The sequence below is a fragment of the Variovorax sucrosi genome, assembly GCF_051216635.1.
GTDB lineage: Bacteria > Pseudomonadota > Gammaproteobacteria > Burkholderiales > Burkholderiaceae_C > Variovorax.
Genome location: NZ_JBPJZU010000014.1, coordinates 88,067 through 110,687 on the forward strand (window position 1 = coordinate 88,067; position 22,621 = coordinate 110,687).

The following is a 22,621-nucleotide window of genomic DNA, read 5'->3' on the forward strand; positions in this document are numbered from 1 at the left end:
CGGCCAGCGGTGCGTCAGTCGCCCAGCACCACCGGCACCCGTGGCGCCACCGCGCACATCAGCTCGTAGCCGACGGTGCCGGCGGCGCGCGCTACCTCGTCGATCGGCAGCACCGCCGCGCCGTTCGACGCGCGGCCCCACAACGTGACCTCGCTGCCGAAGCCGACCGGGCGCCCGGCCGCCTGCAGGGGCGTGAGGTCGACGGTGACCATGTCCATGCTGACGCGGCCGACCACGCGGGTGCGCACGCCGTCGACCAGCACCGGCGTGCCCGTCGGCGCATGGCGCGGGTAGCCGTCGGCATAGCCCACCGCGGCCACGCCGATGGTCATCGATGCCTCGGCCACGAAGTGCGAGCCGTAGCCGACGGTCGCGCCGGCCTGCAGTTCCTGCGTGCCGATGAGCCGCGTCGACAGCGTCATGCCCGGCTGCAATTGCCAATGCGCGCTGTCGTGCTCCGGAAAGTCGGGGACGCCGCCGTAGAGGACGATGCCGGGGCGCACCCAGTCGATGCGCGTCTCGGGCGCATGGCGCAGCACGGCGGCGCTGTTGGCGATCGAGCGCTCGCCCGGCAGGTCTTGCGTGGCGCGGTGGAAGGCGGCCAACGCATCGGCGATGCCGCGCGGGCCGTCGGCGTCGCTGAAGTGCGTCATCAGCGAGATCTCGTCGACCTGGGGCAGCGCATTGAGCCGGGTCCAGGCGGCACGGAAGCGTTCGGGCGAAAAGCCCAGGCGGTTCATGCCGGAGTTCATCTTGAGGAAGACGCGGTGCGGCACCTGCGTCTTGTGCGCGGCGAGCATGTCGATCTGCGCGTCGCAGTGCACCGCATGCCACAGACCGAGGCGCGAGCAGAGCTCCAGGTCGCGCGGCTCGAACACGCCTTCGAGCAGGAGGATCGGGCCGCGCCAGCCCAGTGCGCGAATGCGTTCTGCCTCCGCCAGGTCGAGCAGCGCGAAGCCGTCGGCGCCGCGGAACGCATCGAAAACGCGCTCGATGCCGTGGCCATAGGCGTTGGCCTTGACGACGGCCCAGACGCGCGATTCGAGCGCCGAGCGGCGCACGCGCTCGAGGTTGTGGCGCAGGGCGCCGGCATGGATGGTGGCGAGGATGGGACGGGGCACGAAACAAGGACCTCTCAGGCTGCGGGAAAGCCCTGCGAAATGGGGGAATGCCCCCACAGGGGAACGCCATTTTGGCATCGCACCCCCATGCTATAACCGCGCATTCGCCAGCGGGCGAGGTCTTTTTTCTACCGCACCCACACACCGCCAGAGTCCCTCCTGGCCAGCCAGCCCATCGATGAAGCGCGGTTTCTACACGATCATGTCGGCCCAGTTCTTTTCGTCACTGGCCGACAACGCGCTCTTCGTGGCGGCCGTCGAACTGATGCGGTCCTCGGGCGCCCCCGAATGGCAGCGAGCGGCCCTGGTGCCGATCTTCACGCTCTTCTATGTGGCGCTGGCACCGCTGGTGGGCGCCTTCGCCGACGCCTACCCCAAGGGGCGGGTCATGTTCATCAGCAACGCCATCAAGGTGGTGGGCTGCCTGATGATGCTGTTCGGCTCGCACCCGCTGCTGGCCTACGCCATCGTCGGCCTGGGCGCCGCCGCCTACTCGCCGGCCAAGTACGGCATCCTCACCGAACTGCTGCCCGCATCGCAGCTGGTCAAGGCCAATGGCTGGATCGAGGGGCTCACCATCGCGTCGATCATCCTGGGCATCGTGCTGGGCGGCCAGCTGGTGGGCCACGCGGTGTCGAGCCATCTGCTGGCCTGGGACTTCCCGGTGCTCGACACCGGCATCGACACGCCGCCCGAAGCCGCCATCGGCGCGCTCATCTTCGTCTACATGCTGGCGGCATGGTTCAACACACGCATCCCGCACACCGGTGTCGAGATGCGCCCGCTGCGCGCCAACCCGCAGCACAGCTTTGCGCGCAACCTGGTGGCGCTGCTGCCCGACTTCTGGCATTGCAACGCGCGCCTCTGGCGCGACAAGCTGGGCCAGATCTCCCTGGCCACCACCACGCTGTTCTGGGGCGCCGGCGGCAACCTCAAGTACATCGTGCTGGCTTGGGCCTCGTTGGCGCTGGGCTACAACACGGCGCAGGCGTCCTCGCTGACCGGCGTGGTCGCGATCGGCACGGCCGTCGGTGCGGTGGTGGCGTCGATGAAGATGCGCCTGGACATGGCGACGCGCGTGATCCCGCTGGGCATCAGCATGGGCCTGCTGGTGATCGGCATGAACTTCATCGGCAACATCTGGGTGGCCGTGCCATTCCTGATCCTGCTGGGCGGCCTGGGCGGCTTCCTGGTGGTGCCGATGAACGCGCTGTTGCAGCACCGCGGCCACAACCTGATGGGCGCCGGCCGGTCGATCGCGGTGCAGAACTTCAACGAACAGGCCTGCATCCTGATCCTCGGCGCCTTCTACAGCGCATGCACCGGCCTGGGCCTGTCGGCCTATACGGCGATCACCGCCTTCGGCGTCGTCGTGGCGGGCTTCATGTGGCTCATCAAGCGCTGGCACGAGAACAACCTGCGCCGCCACCCCGAAGAGGTCGACCGGCTGCTGTCGATCGCGCGCAGCGACAAGCACCACTGAGCAGGCGGGGCCTGCACGGCCCGGCGTAGGATGCGCAGCTCTCTCTCACCCTGGAGCGCCGCGATGACCCGCCTTTACGACTTCGAAGCCCAGCGGATCGATGGCCAGCCGGTGGCACTGGGCAGCTACCGCGGCCAGGTCCTGTTGATCGTCAACACCGCGAGCCAGTGCGGCTTCACGCCGCAGTTCGCCGGCCTGGAAGCCTTGCACCAGCAATACGCGAAGCGCGGCCTGGTCGTGCTCGGCTTCCCATCCAACCAGTTCGGCGCGCAGGACCCCGGCAGCAACGAGGAGATCGGCGCCTTCTGCACCAAGAACTACGGGGTGAGCTTTCCCATGATGGCGAAGATCGAGGTCAACGGCGCCGCGGCGTCGCCGCTGTACCGCTGGCTCACGGCGGAAAAGCCCGGCCTGCTCGGCAGCACCGCCATCAAATGGAACTTCACGAAATTCCTGGTCGGCCGCGACGGCGCAGTGATCCGGCGCTACGCACCGCTGGACACACCCGCCTCGCTGGCCAAGGACATCGAGGCCGCGCTGGCCGTACCGGTCGCACCGGCCTGAGCGCGGCTGCGGCCCGCCCACGGCTCAGGACGCCGACTGGACGCTGATGTCCACGCGCCGGTTGGGTGCAAGGCAGGCAATGAGTGCGCGCCGATCCGCCTGTGCGCACTGGACCTTCGGCTGCGTCTCGCCCAGGCCGCGCACCTGGATACCGCGCGCCGGCACGCCGGCCTTCACCAGGTAGTCGCGCACCGTGGCGGCCCGGGCCATCGACAACTGCTGGTTGTAGGGGGGCGAACCCAGCCGATCGGTGTGGCCGGTGATGTCGATGCGCTCGATGCTCTTCGCGTTGCGCAAGCTGGCCGCCAGCGCGTCGAGTTCGCCGCGGCCCGCCGGTAGCAGGTCGTCCTGGCGGGCGCCGTCGAAGGCGAACAGTGCGTCGGCCGACAGCTCCATGCGCTGGGGTGCCGGGCGTGCCGCCAATGCAGGCACCGGGGCGGCCGCCGCGGCAGCGCTCTTGAGCACGTCGGCGCAGTCGGTCGGCAGCCAATGGAAGGTCTGCGCCACCACGTTCTTGTCGAAGATCGCCTTGTACTGGCAGGTCTTCACGCCGGTGGGCGTGCGGAAGTGGAAGATGTAGTCCCACTCGCGCACCGCCCCCATCCCCTCGCTGAAATGCGGCCGACCGACGAAGTCGTACAGCTGGTCCTTGGTCACGCCCGGCGCAATGCGGCGCAGGTTGTCGAGGTTGGGAAAGGTGCCCTCCCGGAACCAGGCGTCCTTCTGCGCCGGAAAGACCACCTCGCCCGCCACCCCCTCGTCCGAAATGCGCTTGCTCACGGTTGACGTGCCGCAGGCCTGCAGGGCCAGCAGTGCCACCAGCCCCGTGGCCAGCGCGGTGCGTTGAATCATCTTGTTCGTCATGTTCGTTTCCTCTGTGATGCGTTGGTCGTGCACGGCTTACCAGTGGAAGCCGGCACCGGCGCCCACACCGAACTTGCCGCGCGAATTGCCGGTGGCGCTGAACTTCATGACCCAGCGGCCGTTGTCCGACAGCTTCGAGACGCCCAGGGCCAGCCCGGCCTCGCCGTCGTAACCGCCCACGCCCACCGACACCATGCTCTTGCCGGGGATGTAGGCCTGCGGCAGGTTCGCCATCGCGATGGCGCCGGCCGTGCCGGCGCTGGCGCGCTTGGCGTTCTTGCGCAGGTCGCCGCTCAGCTGGTTGAAGCGCTGGTCGGTGTACTGCCGGTTGCCCTCGAGGCCGGCGTTCAGCTGGTCGACGTTGACGGCGTCGGTGCCCTCGACACCGGCGGCCACGTTGTGCACCGTCACCGCGCCGGTGCCTTTGCTGCCCATGGTCACGCTGTTGTAGTTGCTCGTGCCGTCCACGTTCGTGTCGTACTTCACCGTGCCCTGGTCGATCTGCGCGACCTGGCCCTGCACCGCCTTCAACTGGCTCACGTTGACCGCGTCGCTGTCGACCGTGCCTGCCGCCACGCCGGTGATCTGGCGGAACTGGCCGTTGGCCGCATCGCCCACCGACACCGCCGCCAGCGTGCTGGTGGTCGCGCCGATCGCGGTGCGCTGTTCGGCCGTGGCCGACGGCGGGATGTAGCCCGCCACGCCGGCCGCGGTCGATGCCACCGAGCCTGCGCCCAGTGCCACGCCACCGGCCTGCGTCACGTTGCTGCCGGCGCCGAGTGCCACGCCGTTGGCGGACGCGGCCGTGGCGCCCAAGCCTGCTGCATAGCTGTTGGCACCCGATGCCACGGCGTTCTTGCCGGACGCGATCGCGTCGACACCGCTGGCGCCTTCGTTGGCTTCGTTGGTGCCGCCGGTCGAATTGACGCTGTAGTACGTGGTCTTGTTGGCCGCCACGGCCGTCGAGAGGTTCGCGATCGCCGAGTTGGTGGCATAGAGCTGCGAGCCGTTGATGGCGTCGGTGCTGGTGGCGCTGATCCGCCCAGCCGCCACGTTGGTGATGGTGCGCTCAGCCCCCACCGCGCCCACGCTGACCGTGCTGGCCGGCGTGGTGCCCGCGAAGTTGTAGGTGACACCATGGATCACGGTGCTCGTGGTGCCGACCGCTGCGACCGTGGTCGAGCCTGCGCCCAGCGCCACGGCGCCCGCATTGCTTGCCACAGCGCCTGAGCCCAGTGCCAGGGCGTTGCTTGCGCTGGCACTGGCGGTATCGCCCAAGGCGACGCCGCCGGCGGCGGTCACCGAGGACGCGTTGCCCAGCGCCACCGCGCCTTGTCCCTGGGCAGTGTTGCTGTTGCCGACGGCCACGGCCCCCTGGCCGACCACGGTGTTCTGGTAGCCGATGCCAACGGCGCCTTGCGCCGCGGTGCCCGGGGCGCTGACCGCCTGGCCGCCGCCGCCGACCATGTTGGTGTTGCCCATCGCCACCGAACCGTCGCCGGTGGCTGTGTTGTCGCGGCCCGCTGCGATGGTGCCGGTGCCGGTGGCGGTGTTGGGGTCGCCGATGGCCACGGCGCCATCGCCGTTGGCGACATTGCCCGACCCGATCGACACCGCCCGGCCGCCGGTGGCGACCGCGCCGGTGCCGATGGCAACGGCCTCGTCGGAATCGGCAACAGAATTGGTGCCGATGGCAATGGCATCGAATCCCGAAGCAGTGGCACCGTTGCCCATGGCAACGGCTCTGTCGTAATACGCCCCGGCACCGTTACCGACGGCTGTGGCCGAGAGGGCGGCCGTCGCACCGGAACCGATTGCCGTGGCATCGGCGTCTGCGGCGGACGCGCCATACCCCACGGCAGTGGCCCTCGCCCCGCTGGTCATCGCCTGGCTGCCGAGCGCCGTACTGCCTACGCCGCCGGCCGTGGCCCGATCACCGAATGCGCTTGCATTGGCATAGCTGGCATTGGCCTGATATCCAACTGCAGTGGCTTGTGCGACAGTGGCGATGGCGCTGGAGCCGATCGCAACGGTGTTTTTGTCCAGTGCCATGCTCTGGCTGCCTAGCGCCAGCGCATTATCCCCAAAGGCAGTGGCGTTAGCGCCTACCGCAATAGCGGATGTGAACGCAGCCCGGGCAGTGTCACCCACGGCCACGCTGCTGATGCCCGTGGCCATGGCATTGACACCCGCCGCCAGGGCGTTCGCCCCGAACGCGCCCGAGTTTGCAAGGGTCGAATTGCCCACCGCCGTGGAATTGACATGGAAGTAAGGCGTCTCGTCGACGCTGACCCACTGGCCGCCCTTCCAGACGGCCATGCCGGCCTGCAGACCGTTCGCGCCGGCCGTGGCGTTCGTGTTGTAGACCATCATGCCGTCGACCGGCTGGTTGCCGTTGAGGGTCCAGGTCGCGCGGTCCGTGAGCGCAATGCGCGGCATCAGGACGCCGCGGTTGGTGCTTTCGACTTCGAGCACGGAACCGGGGTTGATGGTGGTCGGGTTGTTGCCGATCTTGACCTGCGCATGCGCCAGCCCGGTTGCCAGCAACAGGAGCGCGACCCCCATGCCGGCGCGCGACGTTCCCTTGCCCTGGCGGCCGGCGATTTCCGAGGTGGCCACCCAGGCACCCAGTGACGCGTTCCAAACGGTTCGATGTGTCTTGTTCATGGTCTTCTCGCTCCCTGTGTTTGCGAATGGAGGGCCCATCGCGAACGTTTGCGCCGCTGCGCTGGCCCTGACTTGTTGAGGGAGCGGATGGTGGCAAGCGACCATCGGGTTGAGTGGGGTTGGCGAGATTCAGCGAGATTGCGGCTGCATTCCGCATCGAAATTGCAAACTAGTTCGCAACAATCAGTGGACTAAAACAAAAGGCTTCGCATCGATGTCGGGCCATCGCATACGGTTTGGCGCAGGGCCGCGCGGCGACATCGGCTAACGCAGGGTGTCGAAGAAACTCGACAGCGGCCTGACGTGCCAGGGCTGCGCATGCGGCGCTGCCGTCGGCGGGGCCGGTGGGGCCGGGGACGCCGCCGTGCTCCACAGGCCGAGCCGCACCATCGGGCTGGTGGGCGTGCGGAGCAAGGCGGCATGGCTCGCAGCGATGCGGTGCCAGCCGCTGGCCTGGTGCAGGTCGACCGGGCTGCGCAGGCCCATGCCGATCAGCGAGGACAAGGAGTACTCGCCCCAGGAGGTGTAATGCATGCGGGCTTCGCGATGCAGCATGGTCAGCAGTGCGTGCGCGCGCGACGTCGACAGGTAGTCCAGGCTGGCGCCCAGCCGAACCATGTAGGCCAGTTGCTGCACATCCCACGCCACCAGGTTCAGGTGAAAGTCGCCGATGGTGCGCGGATGAACGATGCCCGCGTGCACCGACAGGAACCTGCAGATGTCTTCGAGCGCGGCGCCGGCCGGCGTTGTCTGGGCGTGGCCCTGGTGCCAGGTCGACAGGGCCTGCATTTCCTCGGCCGTACCGACGCCGCACCATTCGAGGCGATCGGCCAGCACGCATTCGAAATCCTGCCGCGAGCGGATCTGCCATTGACCACGCAGCAGCTGCCGCACTTTGCGTTTGGGCAGCGCGCTCTTCAACTGGTTGAAGTCGTCGTTCGCCAGCAGCGCCAGGTTGGCGCTGAGCAGGTAGGCACCCAGTTGCCGCGGCGAGACCGACTCGGTCGGCGCGAAGTTCAACGCGGGCCACAGCGATGCCGTGCTGCAGGCGAGCACGCCGCGCAGCACGAGCAGAACCGCCAGGCTCCACACCGACAGCAGGCAGAGCCAGAGGGCGCCCACGAGGTCGGCGCTTACTGCAGACCGAGGACTTCGATCTCGACGCGGCGGCTCGGCTGCAGGCAGGCGACCAGTTCAGGCGTCTTCTGCGTGCCGGCGCAGGTCGCCACTGGCTCGCGCTTGCCCTTGCCTTCCGCGCGCAGCTTGGCGGCGTCGACGCCGTTTTGCACCAGCAGTTGGCGCACCGTCTGGGCGCGTGCCAGCGACAGGGCATCGTTGTAGGCATCGCTGCCCAGCCGGTCGGTGTGTCCGGTGACGAGCACGCGGTCGAAGGTCTGGCCGCGCAGGTCGGCAGCCAGCTTCGCCACCCGCTCGCGGCCGTCGGGCAAGAGGTCGCGCTCGGTGCTGCGATCGAAGCGGAACAGGCCATCGGTGCCCAGCGTCATCCGGGTCGGCCGCACCGGCGGCGCGACCACGGCCACGGGCTGGATCGCCGGCGCCGGCGGCTTCAGCAGGTCGGCGCAGCCCGGGCCCTTCCAGTACATGCCCTGCGTCAACACGTCCTGGTTGAAGCGCACCATGTACTGGCAGGTGATGTAGTCGGGCCCCGCACCTGTGCGGAAGTGAAAGATGTAGTTCCACTCGCGCACGCCGCCCAGGCCTTCGCTGAAGTGCGGAAAGCTCAGCAGCTCGCGGACCTGGTCCTTGCCCATGCCGGTGCGCATCGCGCGCAGGGCCTCGAGACTCGGGAAGGCGCCCTGCTGCCAATTGGCGGTGTTCAGCGCGGGAAAGTCGGCGTCCTTCGGCGGCACCGGGTTCTCGGCCGCGGCCTTGGCCTGCATTTCGGGCGTGATGGTGTGGCTCGGGCTGGCGCAGCCGCCCGCCATCAGCGCCACCAGGCAGGCGGCGGCCAGGGACATCGCACGGGCGGCGAAGGGCTTCTTGGTTTGAAAGCGCTTGTTCATGATGAAGTTCGTCCGTCTTGTGTTCAGTTGAAAACCCACTCGGCGCCGATGGTGGCGCCGACGCCCGCGCGGCTGGTGGCGACACCGCCGGTCAGGCTCCACGCGTTGTTGTCGGAGGTGCGGCGGAAGCTGACGCCGACGGCGCCCTGGCCCTTGAAGGCGCCGACGCCGATGCGCATGACCGTCTTGCCTGGCACATAGCTGGCCGGCATCTGCAGCGCCATCGCCGAGGCCACGCCCGCATAGGCGTTCTTGGCGACGCCGTCGATACGGTTGTTGACCGAATCGATGCGGCTGTTCAGGTTGTTGTTGACGGCCGTCAGCTGGTTCACGTTGACCGCGTCGGTGCCGGCCACGCCCGGTGCCACGTTGTGGATGCTGACCGGGCCGGTCGTGTTGTTGCCGCCCATGGTCACGCTGTTGTAGTTGACCGAGCCGTCGACATTGGTGTCGTACTTCACCGAGCCCTGATCGATCTGCGTGACCTGGGCCTGCACCCCCTTCAACTGGCTCACGTTGACCGCGTCGCTGTCGACCGTGCCGGCCGCCACGCCGGTGATCTGGCGGAACTGGCCGTTGGCCGCATCGCCCACCGACACCGCCGACAGCGTGCTGGTGGTGGCGCCGATCGCCATGCGCTGATCGGCCGTCGCCGTCGGCGGGATGTAGCCCGCCACGCCGGATGCCGTGCTTGCCACCGAGCCTGCGCCCAGTGCCACGCCACCGGCCTGCGTCACGCTGCTGCCCCGGCCGACCGCCACGCCCTGCACAGCCGCCGCCGAGGCGCCGGTGCCGACGGCAATCGAATCCGCCTGGTGCGACGTCGCCGCCTGGCCGATCGCAATGCCACCCGGTGCCGTCTGTTGCACGATGGCGCCGTTGCCGATGCCCACGCCGTTGTCGCCGTTGACCACCGTCTGCGGGCCGACCGCCACGGATTCGGCGCCGACCGCCAGCGAATCGGCGGCGCTGGAATTGGCGTGGAAGTATCTGGTCGGCGTCGTCGAGAACGCGGTAAGCGCACCGGTCAGTTGACGGACCGTGACCGCGTCGCTCGCCTCCGTGCCGTCGGCCATGTTGATGATCTGCCGGTAGCCGGTGGCGTTGCCGACGGACAGCGCGCCGAGCAGCGTCTTGTCGGTGGTGTTGTAGGGCACGCTGATGCTGCCGCCTTCGGGCGTCAGCGCGACCGGGATCTGGCCCTGCGTCGGCACGACCGCGCGGTCGGACACCGAGCCGCTGCCCAGCGCCACGCTCGATGCCGTCAGGGCCTGGGCTCCGTTGCCGATGGCCGTGCCCTGGACCGCGGTGCTCTGCGAGCCCGAGCCCATCGCAATCGTGTTGTCGGCGCTGGCGGTCGAACCCGCGCCCAAGGCGAGTGCATTCTGCGCAGAGGCCACAGCCCCACTGCCGACGGCGACAGCATTGCCGGCCCCGCTGGCGGTGGCGCCGAGCCCCATGGCGACGCCCGCGTCGGCACTGGTCACGGCGTTCTTGCCTGCGGCGATGCCATCAACGCCGGTGGCGCCCAGGTTGTCTTCGTTGGCCCCGCCGGTCGAATTGACGCTGTAGTACTTGGTCTTGTTGGCCGCCACGGTCGTCGACAGGTTTTCGATCGCCGAGTTGGTGGCATACAACTGCGAGCCATTGATGGCATCGGTGCTGGTGGCACTGATGCGGCCGGCGGCCACATTGGTGAGTTGGCGTTCAGCGCCAGCAGCCCCGACGCTCACGACGCCACCGACTGCTGGCGTCGCGCCGGCGAACGTGTAGGTCGTCCCGAGGATGGTGGTGCTCGCCGTCGGATTGGAGGCTGCAACGCTACTGCCGTTACCCAGCGCGACGGCGCCATCGAGCCCTGCCGCGATGGTCACATTGCTCCCGAGGACGAAAGCGTTGTTGGCGTTGATCGTGTTGTTGTTGCCGACCGCATAGGCGCCGGTCCCGTTGATGGTGTTGGGGTCGCCGAAAGCGCCGGAATTGGCGCCGTTCACGACGTTGCCGGTGCCCACGCTGATCGACTGGAGGCCATTGGCTTGCGCCCCGGTGCCGATGGCGATGGCACGGTCGGCCGTGGCGCGGGCGTCGGTGCCGATCGACACCGTGTTGCTCGCCGTGACAGCCTGGCCCGCTCGCAGGCCCATGGCGACATTGCCCACGCCCACCACGTTGATGCCGGCCGATGTGCCGATGGCGGTGTTGTCGGTACCGTTGACCTGTGCGCCGGCATCGGCGCCGACGGCGGTGTTGAAGGTGCCGCTGATCGGTGTGCCGTCTTCGTAGGTGCTGGTGCCGTCCGCGTAGGTGATGCCGTGGGCCGTGCCCTGGATCTCGCGGCCGGCGTTGGCGCCGATGGCGGTGTTGACGCCCGCTCGCATGTTCTGGCCGGCGCGGAAGCCGAGGGCCGTGTTAGCCCAATAGGTGCCGAGGGGGCCGCCGGTGTAGTTCTGGCCGGCGCGCGAACCGACCGCGGTGTTGAAATTGCCGGAGATGCTCTGCATCGTGAAGGCGCCGAGGGCCGTGTTGCTGTTGCCTTGAATCCCCGACGCCACGTCGCGGCCGACGCCGACGTTGTCGGTGCCCTGGGTGCCCAGGCCGGCCTGGTAGCCGAACATCAGGTTGCCGTAGCCCACGATGCCCTGGCCGGCACGCAGGCCGATCGCCACGCCACCGCCTTGCGACGAACCAGCGCCGGCGCTGGCGCCGACAAACACGTTGGGCTCGGCGCCCGCCGCCAAGGGCGTGGACCCGTTCCCGGCCTGCGCACCGATCGACACGTCGTTGACGTTCACCACCCCAGCGGACACACCGACGGCGATGCTGTTGGTCGTGGACGCCTTGGCATCGCAACCCACGGCAATGCCTTGAAGCGCCGAGACCGTTGCAGGTGCCGCGCAGCCGACGTCGGACGCAGCCGTGCCATTGGTACCCGGCGCGACCACGCCGCCGCCTGCCGCCTGAGACCATGCAGCCATCGGCATCAGCGCGCTGACCGCCAGGCCTACGGCCGCTGTCTTGATGGCCCGCGTGCTGCGCGCCGTCTTGCCGCGTCCGGACTGCAGTTCGGACGTCGCTACCCAGGCGCCCAGCGCCTCGTTCCATACCGATCGATGTGTCTTGTTCATGTGTTCCCCCTGTGTGCACTTGCCCGTGAATGGACTGCCGAGGCCAGGAAGGCCCTTGACGGCGGGCGCGATGGTCGTCGGGGGAAGCGAGCAAATATTTCCGTTGCGACAATTCGCGAGGAACTCGCCACAACAAACCAGGAGGACGCCACTTATTGCGCAGTGGCAGGGCCCGTCGGCCGGGCCGAGTCGTCTAAAGTCCGATCGCGACGGATTCCACGCCAACGACCCGCGAGCAATACCGCGGGAGTTGGCGTGGAAGTACAGCGTCGGCGTGACAGCGAAGGGTTGCGGTGCGCCCGAGCGTTGGCGCACCATGACGGCGTCTTGGGTTGGCGTACCGGCGGCCCATAGTCCCAACACGCAGCGAATCGTTCGAGACGGTTCGGTGTGGGTTGGTCATGGTCGCGTCGGTTTTCCGTTGTGTTGTCGAAGGCGCCGGTTAAACGCGGGTCTCATTGCGCTTTCGCCGGGGCTGCTTGATGGGCCCGATGGTGTCGGACCACGCGCCGCACGGGGGGAAATTGTCAGATTTCGCGAGATTTGTGATCAATTCGGAAACGATCGTGTGACTTTTTCGCATTCCTCACTTGGAAGTTACATTCGAGCCATGTGACCGTAAGTAGGACATTCAGCCCATGAGAATTGCTGTTCTTGAAGACGACACCCACCAACGGGTGCATGTGATCAGGGCACTGAACCAGCAGATGCAACTGCCGGAAGAGCACATCACCGTCGTGCCTTTCGACAAGGGCGAAGCGTTGCGGCGGGCGCTGCGGCTGGACACCTTCGACCTGCTGGTGCTGGACTGGAGCGTGCCCGACCTCGACGGCATCGATCTGCTCCGGTGGATGCGCGACTATCAGAAGGACACGACCCCGGTGCTCATGCTGAGCGTGCACGGTTCCGAGCGGCAGATCGCCCAGGCGCTGGACGAGGGCGCGAACGACTACGTGGTCAAGCCCTTCCGCACGATGGAGCTGTGTGCCCGCATCCGGCGGCTGCTCAAGCAGCACAGCGATGCGGCGCAGGCAAAGGCGACGACGACGCAGCCCTCGCTGGAGCGCTACGGGGCCTGGCTGTTCGACCGCGGGTTGCTGACGGTGGAAATCACCACGGCGTGCAGCGACATTCCGCAGCGCTGCCAGGTCACCGACGGCGAGTTCCGCTTGGCGCTGGCACTGTTCCGCCACATCGGGCGGCCGGTGTCGCGCTCCTACCTGCTCGAACACGCGGGCCATCGCGGCGAAACGCTGTCGTCGCGCGCGCTGGACAGCCACATCTACCGGCTGCGCAGCAAGCTCGGTCTGCATCCCGCCAATGGCGTGCAGCTGCAAACGGTTTACGGCCAAGGCTATCGGCTCGAGTGGGTCTATTCGGTGGCCACCGCGGCCGGCGCCTGAGGGGGCAACGGTCGCGACCCTTGCCCTCCCGCTGATGCGCCGCCGCTTCCTGATCGAGTCGCTGCTCACCGCCACGCTGCTGCCGCTGTTGCTGCTGTGGGCCAACGAGCGGCCCGGGCTCGGCGATGTCAACCGCATGCTGTACGACCAGGTGATGCGGGCCGACGAGCGCGCCGCCCCTTCGCCCGACATCGTGATCATCGGCATCGACGAACGCAGCATCGCGGCGCTCGGCCCCTGGCCGTGGTCCCGCACGATGCATGCGCACCTGCTGGAGCAGTTGGCGCCGTACGCGCCGCGCAGTGTGTTGTTCAACGTGTTCTTCGACACGCCCGGCCCGCCGGAGGACGACGTCTGGCTCGCCACCGCCATGGCCAAGCTGCCGGTCTACCTGCCGATGAATTTCGGCGCCGTGCCGGCCACCACGACCCGGCTCGCGCCCGAGACGGTCGGCTACGGCGAACCCGTGCCGGTGCTGGCCCGGGCCGCCCGCGGCCTGGGCCATGTCAACGCCAACGCGGACAGCGACGATCGGGTGCGCACCCTGTTCCGCTACGAAGGCACGGCGGCGCGTCTGGCGCCCTATGTCGGCGTGCTGATCGCGTCGGGCGCACAGGACGCCACGCCGGCGCGGCCGAGCTTCGAGCCCGAGGGCCGGTGGACGCGGCTGTCGCGCTTCGGCTTCCGGCTCGCCGGGCCGGCGGGCAGCTATCGCACCGTGTCCTACATCGACGTGCTGCTGGGCACGGTGCCCCTGGAAAGCTTCCGCGGCAAGAACCTCCTGATCGGGGCGGTCGAGGACTCGCGGCTCGACGATCAGCTGGCGGTCATGGGCACGGGGGTGCGGGGCGCCGCGCTGCCGGGCGTGGAGGTGCACGCCAACGCGATGGATGTGCTGATGCAGGGCCGGGCGATCGAATTTCCCGAGATGCAGACGCTGTGGCTGTGGATCGCTGTGCCGCTGTGGACGGCGATGGTTCTCTTCCTCGTCGTGGCGCGCCATGCGGCCGTCGGCGCGCTGGCCCTCGGTCTGGCGACCGCCAGCCTGGGCATCGTCGCCTTGCACGAGGCGCGCATGGCGCTGCCGCTTGGCACGCCGCTCGCCAGCATCGCGGGCGCCTACGTGATCTGGAGCTGGCGCCGGCTGGCCGCGCTGATGCAGTTCTTCCGCCAGCGGGTGGACGCGCTGAATGCCGTGCCTGCCGGCGCGTTCGAGCCGGTGCCCGCGGCCGAGGGGCCGGCGATCGACTCGCTGGAGCAGCGCACCCGATCGCTCGACCGTGCCATCGCCCGGCTCGTGGCGCTGCAGTCCACCCTCAGCGACAGCCTGGCCTTGATGCCGGTGCCGGTGCTGATCTGCCGCGGCGACGGCCTGATCGGGCAAAGCAACGGGGCCGCACGCGCCTTGCTGACGCCGTCGTCCTGGGGCCGCGTTCCCACCGACCGGCCGGGCGACACGCTGGCCGGTCGCCAGCTGTTCGGGCTTCTGGCGCCGCTGCAGCGGGTCGACGTGGTCGATGCGCTGCCGTCCGCCGCCTTGCCGTCGCTCTGGCGCGAAGCGGTGAGCGGCGAATACACCACGCCGCTGGGCGCGGTGTTCCGGGCCCAGGCCGTCTGCCTGGGCCAGGGCGGACCGGGGCCGGAATCGGCGCGCTGGATCGTCGTGCTGCGCGACCTGACCCGCGAGCGGCAAGGCGAACGCGAACGCGCGGCACTGTTCTCCTTTTTCTCGCACGACCTGCGCGCGCCGCAGGTGTCGATCCTGAGCCTGCTGGAGCTGAACGACGCCGGCGATGCGGCCATGGCCTCCAAGGACTTGAACGCCGCCGTTGCGCGGGAGGCGCAGCGAACGCTCACCATGGCCGAGAGCTTCATGACCATGCTCGAGGCCGAGTCGTCCGACTACCGCATCGTGCCGGTGTCGATCGCCAGCGTCGTGATGGACGCGCTGGACGCGGTGTGGGCCTCTGCGCAAAAGCGCGGCGTGACCCTGCGCGAGCGGCTGCACGACGACGAGACCTTCGTGCTCGCCGACGGCGCATTGCTGATGCGCGCGCTGCGCAACCTGCTCGACAACGCCATTCGCCACAGTGCGCCGGGCACCGAGGTGCACGTCTGCCTGGCCGCCAGCCCCGCACAAGACGGCCAGAGCGGCGTTGTGCTGATCGCGATTCGCGACGAAGGGGAAGGTATGGACAGCGAAGGCCTCTCGCGCGTGCGCGAAGCCGGCCACCGCCGCACGGGTGCCGGCAGGGAGCACGGCTGGGGCTTGGGCCTGGCGGTGGTCAACACGGTGGTGGCCCGCCATGGCGGCTGGATCGACGTGACGAGCAAGCCGGGCGCCGGCACCCAGTTCATGATCGGCCTGCCGCAGTGCGGGCCCGAATCCCCCCCGCCCGCGGCGATTGAGGCGGGCAGCTGAGGCGCTAGAAGCGGAAGTCCAGCGTCTTGGGCGCGCCGCCCACCGTCACCGTCTGGCGTTTGCTCATGCTGTCGGCGACGGCTTCCACCGTGTAATTGCCGGCCGGCAGATCGATCAGGCATACCGGCCCGCCCGCGCGCAGGCTGACCGGCGCGCCCCCCGAGCGGGTCAGCGTCACCGCCACGTCCGCCAGGTAGGCGCCGTCCGCGCGGGCGAACAGCAGCGAAAGCGGGTGCGACTTGGTCGCGGCCCGCATGGCGGTGGACTCATCCACGCCGATGCCGCCACAAGCGTAGCGCACCGGTCCTTCGCTGCGCAGTGCCGGCACCCCACCTTGCGCCTGCGCCTGCGCCTGCGTGAGCGCACTCGCGCCTACACAGGCGAGCGCGACACACGATTGAACGACCAGCAGACGGCGGGGGGACATGCGAGGCTCCTCAAGTTTTGATATGCGCCCAGCATGCCGCACGCCGCAGCGTGCGCACGTCGGCCGAAGACGCCGGCGTCTGTGCGATCAAGCCGGCGTCAGCGCGGCATCCAGCAGCTCGACCCAGTGCCGCACCGGCGTTTGGCTGCCGCTCTGCAGGTGCGTGATGCAGCCGATGTTGGCCGACACGATGGTGGTCGGCTGCAACTGGTTCAGATGCCCGAGCTTGCGGTCGCGCAGCGGGTAGGCCAGCTCGGGCTGCAGCACCGAGTAGGTTCCGGCCGAGCCGCAGCACAGGTGCGATTCGCTCTTCGCGACCTGCACGTCGAAGCCCAACGCGCGCAGGTTCACCTCGACGCCGCCGCGCAGCTTCTGGCCGTGCTGCAGCGTGCAGGGTGGGTGGTAGGCCACCACGCCCGCAGGGGCCGCAACGCGACCCTTCAACGCCGGTACGAGGTCGGGCAGCAGTTCGCTGAGGTCGCGCGTCAGCGCGCTGATGCGTTGTGCCTTCAGCGCATAGGCCGGGTCGTCCTTGAAGACATGGCCGTAGTCGCGCACCGTGACGCCGCAGCCCGACGCGTTCATGACGATGGCTTCCACGTCGTCGCGCTCGGCATGCGGCCACCATGCATCGATGTTGGCCCGCATCTGCGCCTTGGCGCCGTCATGGTCGTTGAGATGGAACTTCACCGCGCCGCAGCAGCCGGCCGCGGGCGCGACGACGGTCTGAATGCCGGCGGCGTCGAGCACCCGCACCGTCGCGCTGTTGATGTTGGGCATCATCGACGGCTGCACGCAGCCGGCGAGCAGCAGCACCTTGCGGGCATGCGTGCGCGTCGGCCAACTGCCGGCATCCTGCTTGGCCGGGATCTTGGCGCGCAGCTTCTCGGGCAGCAGGCTGCGCACCGATTGGCCGAGCTTCATCGCCGGCGCGAACAGCGGCGAGCTCAGGCCTTCCTTCAACAGCCAGCGCGTGGCCGCTTCCATCGGCGGGCGCGGCACCTTCTGGTCGACGATCTTGCGGCCGATGTCGACCAGGTGCCCGTACTGCACGCCGCTCGGGCAGGTGGTCTCGCAGTTGCGGCAGGTCAGGCAGCGGTCGAGGTGCAGCTGCGTGGCGCGGGTGGGCTGCTGGCCCTCGAGCACCTGCTTCATCAGGTAGATGCGGCCGCGCGGGCCGTCGAGCTCGTCGCCGAGGAGCTGGTACGTCGGGCAGGTGGCGGTGCAGAAACCGCAATGCACGCACTTGCGCAGGATGGCCTCGGCCTCGCGGCCGTCCGCGGTACCCTGGAATTCGGGGGCCAGTTCGGTTTGCATCGTGGTTGTCTCGTTGTACCGTCGATTGTCGGCGACTAGGAACTGGAGGGGGGCGCGCGGCCGCGAAAGCGCCGCGCCACCGAGCCCAGCAGCAGTTGCAGGTAGACCGAGCGCCGCAGGTCCCGACGGAAGGGCGGCAGCGACAGCGCCAGCAGCAGCGCGGCCAGCGGCACCACCCACACGAAACCGATGTACTTGAAGCCGGCCGCGCCGATGACGCCGCCGGCGATGAACATGCCGAGCAGTCCGCCGTAGAAACGCAGGGCGACGCGATTGGCCCGCACCCGCTGTTCGGGCGGCGTGTGGCGGTGGTTGCGATAGAAGAGCCGGCCGAGTTCGAGCCCCAGGTCGGTGACGTGGCCCGTCATGTGCGTGGTGCGCATCTTGCCGTGCGACATGGTGGAGCTCAACCCGTTCTGCAGGCCCATGATGTACGACAGCAGCAGCACCGTGAGCGGCACCGCGAAGGGCGTCGGCCAGCTGAGCGTGATGGCGCCGAGCAGGCCGAAGACCAGCAGCAGCGCGGCCTCCAGCATCAGCGGCATGGCGAAGGCGCTGCGCAGGCGATGCCGCTGCGCCCAGTGCACCACGATCGCGGTGGTCGCGGCGCCGGCCACAAAGGCGAGCAGCGCACCCAGCGCACCCAACAGCAGCGGCAGATTGCCCAGCACCAGCCCATCGGCCAGCTGGGAGGCAAAGCCGGACATGTGCGAGGTGTACATGTGCACCACCAGCAGCCCGCCGGCATTCACCGCGCCCGCATTGAAGGCCAGCAGCAGGCCGAAGAGCCGATCGATCGACGCGGTTCGGTGCTGTCCGGTGAGGTGGAGCAGGCGGCGCATGGCGACGGCGGTCGACGCCGGCTAGCCGCGCGCGGGCTCGACGCGGTACAGCCGACCGCGGTTGAAGATGGCGGCCGGGTCGAACTCGCGCTGCAGCGCCTGGTGGATGCGCGCCAGCGGCGGCGTCAGCACATCGAAGCGCGGCAGGTCGGTGGCCGGCTGCGCGGCGCGGAACAAGGTGGCATGGCCACCGGCCGCCCGGGCCGCGGCGCGCAACCGGGCGCCCGCGCCGCCGGGCGCGAAGTACCAGCGCTGGCCGCCGTGCCACTCGACCAGCGGCGGGCTGTCCAGCGCCAGCACCGGTGTCGTCTGCGGCACCGACAGGCGCCACAAGTCGTGCCCCGCCGGTGTCTCCGCGAACCAGGGCAGGCGATGGTCGCGACAGGCATCCCAATCGGCCCGCACATCGGCCTGTCGCTCGCCGCCCAGCTGGGCGCAGGCGGCCTCGACCGCCGCGACCGCGCCGCGCAGGCGCAGGTAGAGCACGCCGTCGCCGCCTTCTGGCACCCAGCAGCTCGCATTGAGCGGCAACGGCCGACCGCCCCAGCCATGCAGGAGCTCGAGCGCCTCGGCCTGCCCGCAGGCGAAGCGCAGCGTCGCCTCGGCCGGCGGCACCGGCAGCACCTTGAGGCTCACCTCGGTGATCAGGCCCAGCACGCCGAGCGATCCGGCGAGCACGCGCGAGACGTCGTAACCCGCCACGTTCTTCATCACCTGGCCACCGAAGCTCAGCAGTTCGCCACGGCCGTTGATCAGCGTCGCGCCCAGCACATAGTCGCGCACCGCGCCGACATTCGCGCGCGCTGGCCCCGACAGGCCCGCAGCGACCATCCCGCCCACGGTGCCGCCCTCGTTGTCGGGTGCAGCGAAATGCGGCGGCTCGAAAGGCAGGCACTGGCCTTGTTCTGCCAGCACCGCTTCGAGTTCGATCAGCGGGGTGCCGGCACGCACCGTCACCACCAGTTCGCTCGGCTCGTAGCTCGTGATGCCCGACAGCGCCCGGGTGTCCAGCGATTCACCTTCGATCGGCTCGCCGTAGAAGTCCTTGGTGCCGCCACCGCGGATGCGCAGCGGCGTCGCGGCGGCGGTGGCAGCGCGGATGCGCTGCGCGATGGCGTGAAGCTCGGGGTCCATGCGACCGATGGTACTGCCGCGCCAGGGGCTGCCGGGCAGGGTCAGTCCTCGAAGAAGTTCACCGGAAGGCCCGGCGTTTCGGTGCGCGTCCAGAACACGCTGCCGGTCGCCGGCAGCCGTGCCCGCTCGGCATCGCTGCGGCCCTTGGCGGCGCTGGTGACGAACAGGGTGCGCAGGTCGTCGCCGCCGAAGCAGGGCATGGTCGGGCACTGCGCCGGCACCGGCAGCGCGTCGACCCGCTCGCCGCCCGGGGCGAAGCGCAGCAGCTGCGCGCCTTCGAACATCGCGACCCAGTAGTGGCCGTCGGCCGACACGGTGGCGCCGTCGGGCCGTCCGTCGTAGGGCCCGCCGGCCTCGGCGCTCCAGCCGGCGGGCTTGGGCGCGACGCGCGCGAACACCCGCTCGCCCGACAGCGTGTTGGCCGCCGCGTCCCAGTCCCACGCGCGCACCGCATGCGACGGGGTGTCGGCCCAGTAGAGCGTGCGGGCGTCCGGCGCGAAGGCCAGGCCGTTGGCGGTGGTGGCGCCGTCGATCCGCTTCGTGAGCGTCGGCGTGGCCCCACCGCGTGCGTCGAGACAGAAAAGCGCCGCACTGGCGCGGTCCTTGGCCTCGTTGAGGGTGCCGGCCCAGAAGCGGCCGAGCGGGTCGCACTTGCCGTCGTTGAAGCGCATGGTGCGGGTGTCGTGCTCGGCCCGCGCCAGCAGTTGCAGCTCAGCGCCCCAGGTGCGGGCACGGTAGATGCCGTCACGCAGGCCCAGCACCAGGCCGCCGCTGCGGGCCGGCGCCATGCAGCCGGGCTCGCTGGGCAGCGGCCAGCGCTCGATGCGCATCGCGCTGCCGGCACCACGGGTGCGCAGCACGGTGCACGCCACGATGTCCAGCCAGTAGAGCGCCTGTTCGTCGGGGTGCCAGAACGGCGATTCGCCGAGCGCACAGGCGCTGTCGTGCAGAGGTGTCCAGTTCATGCAACCCATTGTGGGGGCCGCCGAGGCGGTGCGGCATGCGGGCAAAAAAAAGCCCGCGGTGCCGAGGCACTGCGGGCTGAACATCCAAAGGAGACTCTCGCTTGAAAACTCTTTGAAAATTCTCTGACGAAGAAGCCGCTGCGCGGTGCAGCGGCCGCTTCAGCCGATCAACGGTTGTAGGCGGTTTCGCCGTGTGCGGAGATGTCGAGGCCTTCGCGCTCTTCTTCTTCCGTCACACGCAGACCGACGGTGAGGTCGGCAATCTTGAAGGCGATGAAGGCCACGACGCCCGACCACACGATGGTCAGCAGCACGCCCTTGAGCTGGATCCAGACCTGGGCGCCGATGCCGTTGGAGACGACGCCCGCCGTGACCCAGTCACCCACGAGGCCCGGGCCGCCGAGGGCCTGCGTGTTGAACACGCCGGTGAGCAGCGCGCCGACGATACCGCCGACACCGTGCACACCGAACACGTCGAGCGAGTCGTCCGCACCCAACAGCTTCTTCAGGCCGTTCACGCCCCACAGGCAGGCGAAGCCGGCGACGAAGCCGATGATGAGCGCGCCCATCAGGCCGACGTTGCCGGCAGCCGGGGTGATGGCCACGAGGCCGGCGACCGCACCCGACGCTGCACCCAGCATCGAGGCCTTGCCGCGCATCATTGCTTCACCCAGGCACCAGGCCAGCACCGCAGCGGCGGTGGCCGAGAAGGTGTTCATGAAGGCGAGCACGGCACTGGTGCCGGCTTCGAGGGCCGAACCGGCGTTGAAGCCGAACCAGCCCACCCACAGCAGCGAGGCACCGACCATCGTCAGCGTCAGCGAATGCGGCGTGAAGGCTTCCTTGCCGTAGCCGATGCGCTTGCCGATCACGTAGGCACCCACCAGGCCGGCGACGGCTGCGTTGATGTGCACGACGGTACCGCCGGCGAAGTCGAGCGCGCCCCATTGCCAGATCAGACCGGCCTTGGCGTTGGTGGCGTCCACCACGTTCGCGGCGGTGTAGGCGTCCGGGCCCATCCAGAACCAGACCATGTGCGCCAGCGGCGCGTAGCTGAAGGTGAACCAGATGACCATGAACACCAGCACGCCCGAGAACTTGGCGCGTTCGGCGAAGGCACCGACGATCAGGCAGCAGGTGATGCCGGCGAAGGTGGCCTGGAAGGCAGCGAACAGCAGTTCGGGGATGTAGACGCCCTTGCTGAAGGTTGCGGCCGGTGCGAAGGTGCCGGTGGCCGCATCGAAGATGCCCTTCATGAAGAGCCGGTCGAAGCCGCCGATGAAGGCATTCCCCTCGGTGAACGCCAGGCTGTAGCCGTAGATGAGCCACAGCACCACGATCAGGGAGAAGGTGACCATGATCTGCATGAGCACCGACAGCATGTTCTTGCTGCGGACCAGGCCGCCGTAGAACAGGGCGAGGCCGGGGATGGTCATCATGATGACCAGCAGCGTCGACAGCATCATCCAGCTGGTGTCGCCCTTGTTGAAGGACGGGGCGGCGGCAGCAGGCGCTGCAGCGTCGGCAGCGGGCGCGCCGGCAGCCGCGGGTGCAGCGGCAGCGGCCGGTGCGGCCGCAGGTGCGGTGGCGGCGGGTGCGGCGCCGGACGTTGCGCCGGCTTCCTGTGCGTTCGGCGTGGGTGTCTGTGCGAAACCGGTCACGCCGGCGGTGAGCACGCTCAGGCCGAGCGCGAGTGAGACAAGCAGTTTTTTCATGTCGATTGTTCTTTCGTGCCTCGATGCGAGATCAGAGTGCCTCGCGGCCGGTTTCACCGGTGCGGATGCGCACCACTTGTTCCAGGTTGTAGACGAAGATCTTGCCGTCGCCGATCTTGCCGGTACGGGCGGCCCCCTCGACCGCCTCGATCACGCGCTCGACCAGTTCGTCGGCCACGGCCGCTTCGATCTTGACCTTCGGCAGGAAGTCGACCACGTACTCGGCGCCGCGGTAGAGCTCGGTGTGGCCCTTCTGGCGACCGAAGCCCTTGACTTCCGTCACGGTGATCCCCTGGACACCGATCGTCGAGAGGGCTTCGCGCACCTCGTCGAGCTTGAATGGTTTGATGATGGCTGTGACCAGCTTCATGGCGTTTCTCCTAGAGATGAAATGAGTCGGCGCGGCAGCATGGGTCGCGCCTTTGTTCTTTACAGCGTCTTGCTGAGCGTGACGATGCCACGCGCCTTGTTCACGAAGCCGTAGAAGTCCTTCTTGTTGGCGCCCTGCACGCCGCCGTACAGCGCCACACCGCTGCCGAAGTCGTACG

The 22,621-nt window shown here is 68.9% G+C and carries 17 protein-coding genes; 4 read left to right on the forward strand and 13 right to left on the reverse strand.

All coding sequences use genetic code 11. The annotated features are described in order from the left end of the window. Positions 1-14 precede the first annotated feature (14 nt). Positions 15-1,121, reverse strand: a complete 1,107-nt coding sequence (alr, locus tag ACSFBE_RS23260; RefSeq protein ID WP_435492768.1) for an alanine racemase — start codon at positions 1,119-1,121, stop codon at positions 15-17. A gap of 178 nt (positions 1,122-1,299) precedes the next feature. Between alr and lplT the strand changes: the two genes are divergently transcribed. Further along, positions 1,300-2,604, forward strand: a complete 1,305-nt coding sequence (gene lplT, locus ACSFBE_RS23265) for a lysophospholipid transporter LplT (protein WP_435492769.1) — start codon at positions 1,300-1,302, stop codon at positions 2,602-2,604. 63 nt (positions 2,605-2,667) lie between these two features. Next, positions 2,668-3,168, forward strand: coding sequence for a glutathione peroxidase (locus ACSFBE_RS23270; RefSeq protein WP_435492770.1), 501 nt, complete (start codon positions 2,668-2,670; stop codon positions 3,166-3,168). A 24-nt stretch (positions 3,169-3,192) separates the two neighbouring features. Here the strand turns inward: ACSFBE_RS23270 and ACSFBE_RS23275 are convergent, their stop codons facing one another. The 5 genes from ACSFBE_RS23275 to ACSFBE_RS23295 all read right to left on the reverse strand — a co-directional run bounded on the left by ACSFBE_RS23275 (position 3,193) and on the right by ACSFBE_RS23295 (position 11,848). Then, positions 3,193-4,032, reverse strand: coding sequence for an OmpA family protein (locus ACSFBE_RS23275; RefSeq protein WP_435492771.1), 840 nt, complete (start codon positions 4,030-4,032; stop codon positions 3,193-3,195). A 36-nt stretch (positions 4,033-4,068) separates the two neighbouring features. After that, the gene (locus ACSFBE_RS23280; RefSeq protein WP_435492772.1) at positions 4,069-6,699 is read right to left on the reverse strand and encodes a YadA-like family protein; all 2,631 of its coding nucleotides are present in this window, start codon (positions 6,697-6,699) and stop codon (positions 4,069-4,071) included. Between the two features lie 264 nt (positions 6,700-6,963). Beyond that, positions 6,964-7,821 (reverse strand): DUF1266 domain-containing protein, encoded by an 858-nt coding sequence (locus tag ACSFBE_RS23285; protein WP_435492773.1) that lies wholly within the window; start codon positions 7,819-7,821, stop codon positions 6,964-6,966. A gap of 11 nt (positions 7,822-7,832) precedes the next feature. Next, positions 7,833-8,723, reverse strand: a complete 891-nt coding sequence (locus ACSFBE_RS23290) for an OmpA family protein (protein WP_435492774.1) — start codon at positions 8,721-8,723, stop codon at positions 7,833-7,835. Between the two features lie 23 nt (positions 8,724-8,746). Then, a complete protein-coding gene (locus tag ACSFBE_RS23295) occupies positions 8,747-11,848 on the reverse strand; it encodes an ESPR-type extended signal peptide-containing protein (RefSeq protein WP_435492775.1) in 3,102 nt (1,033 codons plus the stop codon). 638 nt (positions 11,849-12,486) lie between these two features. Between ACSFBE_RS23295 and ACSFBE_RS23300 the strand changes: the two genes are divergently transcribed. Together ACSFBE_RS23300 and ACSFBE_RS23305 are read left to right on the forward strand one after the other, a co-directional pair. Continuing rightward, the gene (locus ACSFBE_RS23300; protein WP_435492776.1) at positions 12,487-13,251 is read left to right on the forward strand and encodes a response regulator transcription factor; all 765 of its coding nucleotides are present in this window, start codon (positions 12,487-12,489) and stop codon (positions 13,249-13,251) included. A 34-nt stretch (positions 13,252-13,285) separates the two neighbouring features. Then, positions 13,286-15,673 (forward strand): CHASE2 domain-containing protein, encoded by a 2,388-nt coding sequence (locus ACSFBE_RS23305; protein WP_435492777.1) that lies wholly within the window; start codon positions 13,286-13,288, stop codon positions 15,671-15,673. A 4-nt stretch (positions 15,674-15,677) separates the two neighbouring features. Here ACSFBE_RS23305 and ACSFBE_RS23310 read toward each other — a convergent pair whose 3' ends face one another. The 7 genes from ACSFBE_RS23310 to glnK all read right to left on the reverse strand — a co-directional run bounded on the left by ACSFBE_RS23310 (position 15,678) and on the right by glnK (position 22,443). After that, on the reverse strand, positions 15,678-16,100 hold the full coding sequence (locus ACSFBE_RS23310) for a carboxypeptidase regulatory-like domain-containing protein (protein WP_435492778.1): 423 nt from the start codon (positions 16,098-16,100) through the stop codon (positions 15,678-15,680). Between the two features lie 87 nt (positions 16,101-16,187). Continuing rightward, positions 16,188-17,417: a glycolate oxidase subunit GlcF gene (glcF, locus tag ACSFBE_RS23315; RefSeq protein WP_435492779.1), complete on the reverse strand. Its 1,230-nt coding sequence runs from the start codon at positions 17,415-17,417 to the stop codon at positions 16,188-16,190. Positions 17,418-17,452: 35 nt separating this feature from the next. Then, a complete protein-coding gene (locus tag ACSFBE_RS23320; protein ID WP_435492780.1) occupies positions 17,453-18,259 on the reverse strand; it encodes a YoaK family protein in 807 nt (268 codons plus the stop codon). 21 nt (positions 18,260-18,280) lie between these two features. Continuing rightward, complete coding sequence (gene glcE, locus ACSFBE_RS23325) at positions 18,281-19,393, reverse strand: glycolate oxidase subunit GlcE (protein WP_435492781.1); 1,113 nt, start codon at positions 19,391-19,393, stop codon at positions 18,281-18,283. Between the two features lie 41 nt (positions 19,394-19,434). Beyond that, on the reverse strand, positions 19,435-20,358 hold the full coding sequence (locus ACSFBE_RS23330; protein WP_435492782.1) for an SMP-30/gluconolactonase/LRE family protein: 924 nt from the start codon (positions 20,356-20,358) through the stop codon (positions 19,435-19,437). Positions 20,359-20,525: 167 nt separating this feature from the next. Continuing rightward, the gene (locus ACSFBE_RS23335) at positions 20,526-22,073 is read right to left on the reverse strand and encodes an ammonium transporter (RefSeq protein ID WP_435492783.1); all 1,548 of its coding nucleotides are present in this window, start codon (positions 22,071-22,073) and stop codon (positions 20,526-20,528) included. Between the two features lie 31 nt (positions 22,074-22,104). After that, positions 22,105-22,443: a P-II family nitrogen regulator gene (glnK, locus tag ACSFBE_RS23340; protein ID WP_140844855.1), complete on the reverse strand. Its 339-nt coding sequence runs from the start codon at positions 22,441-22,443 to the stop codon at positions 22,105-22,107. Positions 22,444-22,621: the final 178 nt, after the last annotated feature.

Excerpts from the sequence above, each read along its gene's own strand:
- lplT (WP_435492769.1), top strand. The coding sequence starts at position 1,300 with ATGAAGCGCGGTTTCTACACGATCATGTCGGCCCAGTTCTTTTCGTCA.
- ACSFBE_RS23270 (WP_435492770.1), top strand. The coding sequence starts at position 2,668 with ATGACCCGCCTTTACGACTTCGAAGCCCAGCGGATCGATGGCCAGCCG.
- ACSFBE_RS23275 (WP_435492771.1), bottom strand. The coding sequence starts at position 4,032 with ATGACGAACAAGATGATTCAACGCACCGCGCTGGCCACGGGGCTGGTG.
- ACSFBE_RS23280 (WP_435492772.1), bottom strand. The coding sequence starts at position 6,699 with ATGAACAAGACACATCGAACCGTTTGGAACGCGTCACTGGGTGCCTGG.
- ACSFBE_RS23290 (WP_435492774.1), bottom strand. The coding sequence starts at position 8,723 with ATGAACAAGCGCTTTCAAACCAAGAAGCCCTTCGCCGCCCGTGCGATG.
- ACSFBE_RS23295 (WP_435492775.1), bottom strand. The coding sequence starts at position 11,848 with ATGAACAAGACACATCGATCGGTATGGAACGAGGCGCTGGGCGCCTGG.
- ACSFBE_RS23300 (WP_435492776.1), top strand. The coding sequence starts at position 12,487 with ATGAGAATTGCTGTTCTTGAAGACGACACCCACCAACGGGTGCATGTG.
- ACSFBE_RS23305 (WP_435492777.1), top strand. The coding sequence starts at position 13,286 with ATGCGCCGCCGCTTCCTGATCGAGTCGCTGCTCACCGCCACGCTGCTG.
- ACSFBE_RS23310 (WP_435492778.1), bottom strand. The coding sequence starts at position 16,100 with ATGTCCCCCCGCCGTCTGCTGGTCGTTCAATCGTGTGTCGCGCTCGCC.
- glcF (WP_435492779.1), bottom strand. The coding sequence starts at position 17,417 with ATGCAAACCGAACTGGCCCCCGAATTCCAGGGTACCGCGGACGGCCGC.
- ACSFBE_RS23320 (WP_435492780.1), bottom strand. The coding sequence starts at position 18,259 with ATGCGCCGCCTGCTCCACCTCACCGGACAGCACCGAACCGCGTCGATC.
- glcE (WP_435492781.1), bottom strand. The coding sequence starts at position 19,393 with ATGGACCCCGAGCTTCACGCCATCGCGCAGCGCATCCGCGCTGCCACC.
- ACSFBE_RS23330 (WP_435492782.1), bottom strand. The coding sequence starts at position 20,358 with ATGAACTGGACACCTCTGCACGACAGCGCCTGTGCGCTCGGCGAATCG.
- ACSFBE_RS23335 (WP_435492783.1), bottom strand. The coding sequence starts at position 22,073 with ATGAAAAAACTGCTTGTCTCACTCGCGCTCGGCCTGAGCGTGCTCACC.
- glnK (WP_140844855.1), bottom strand. The coding sequence starts at position 22,443 with ATGAAGCTGGTCACAGCCATCATCAAACCATTCAAGCTCGACGAGGTG.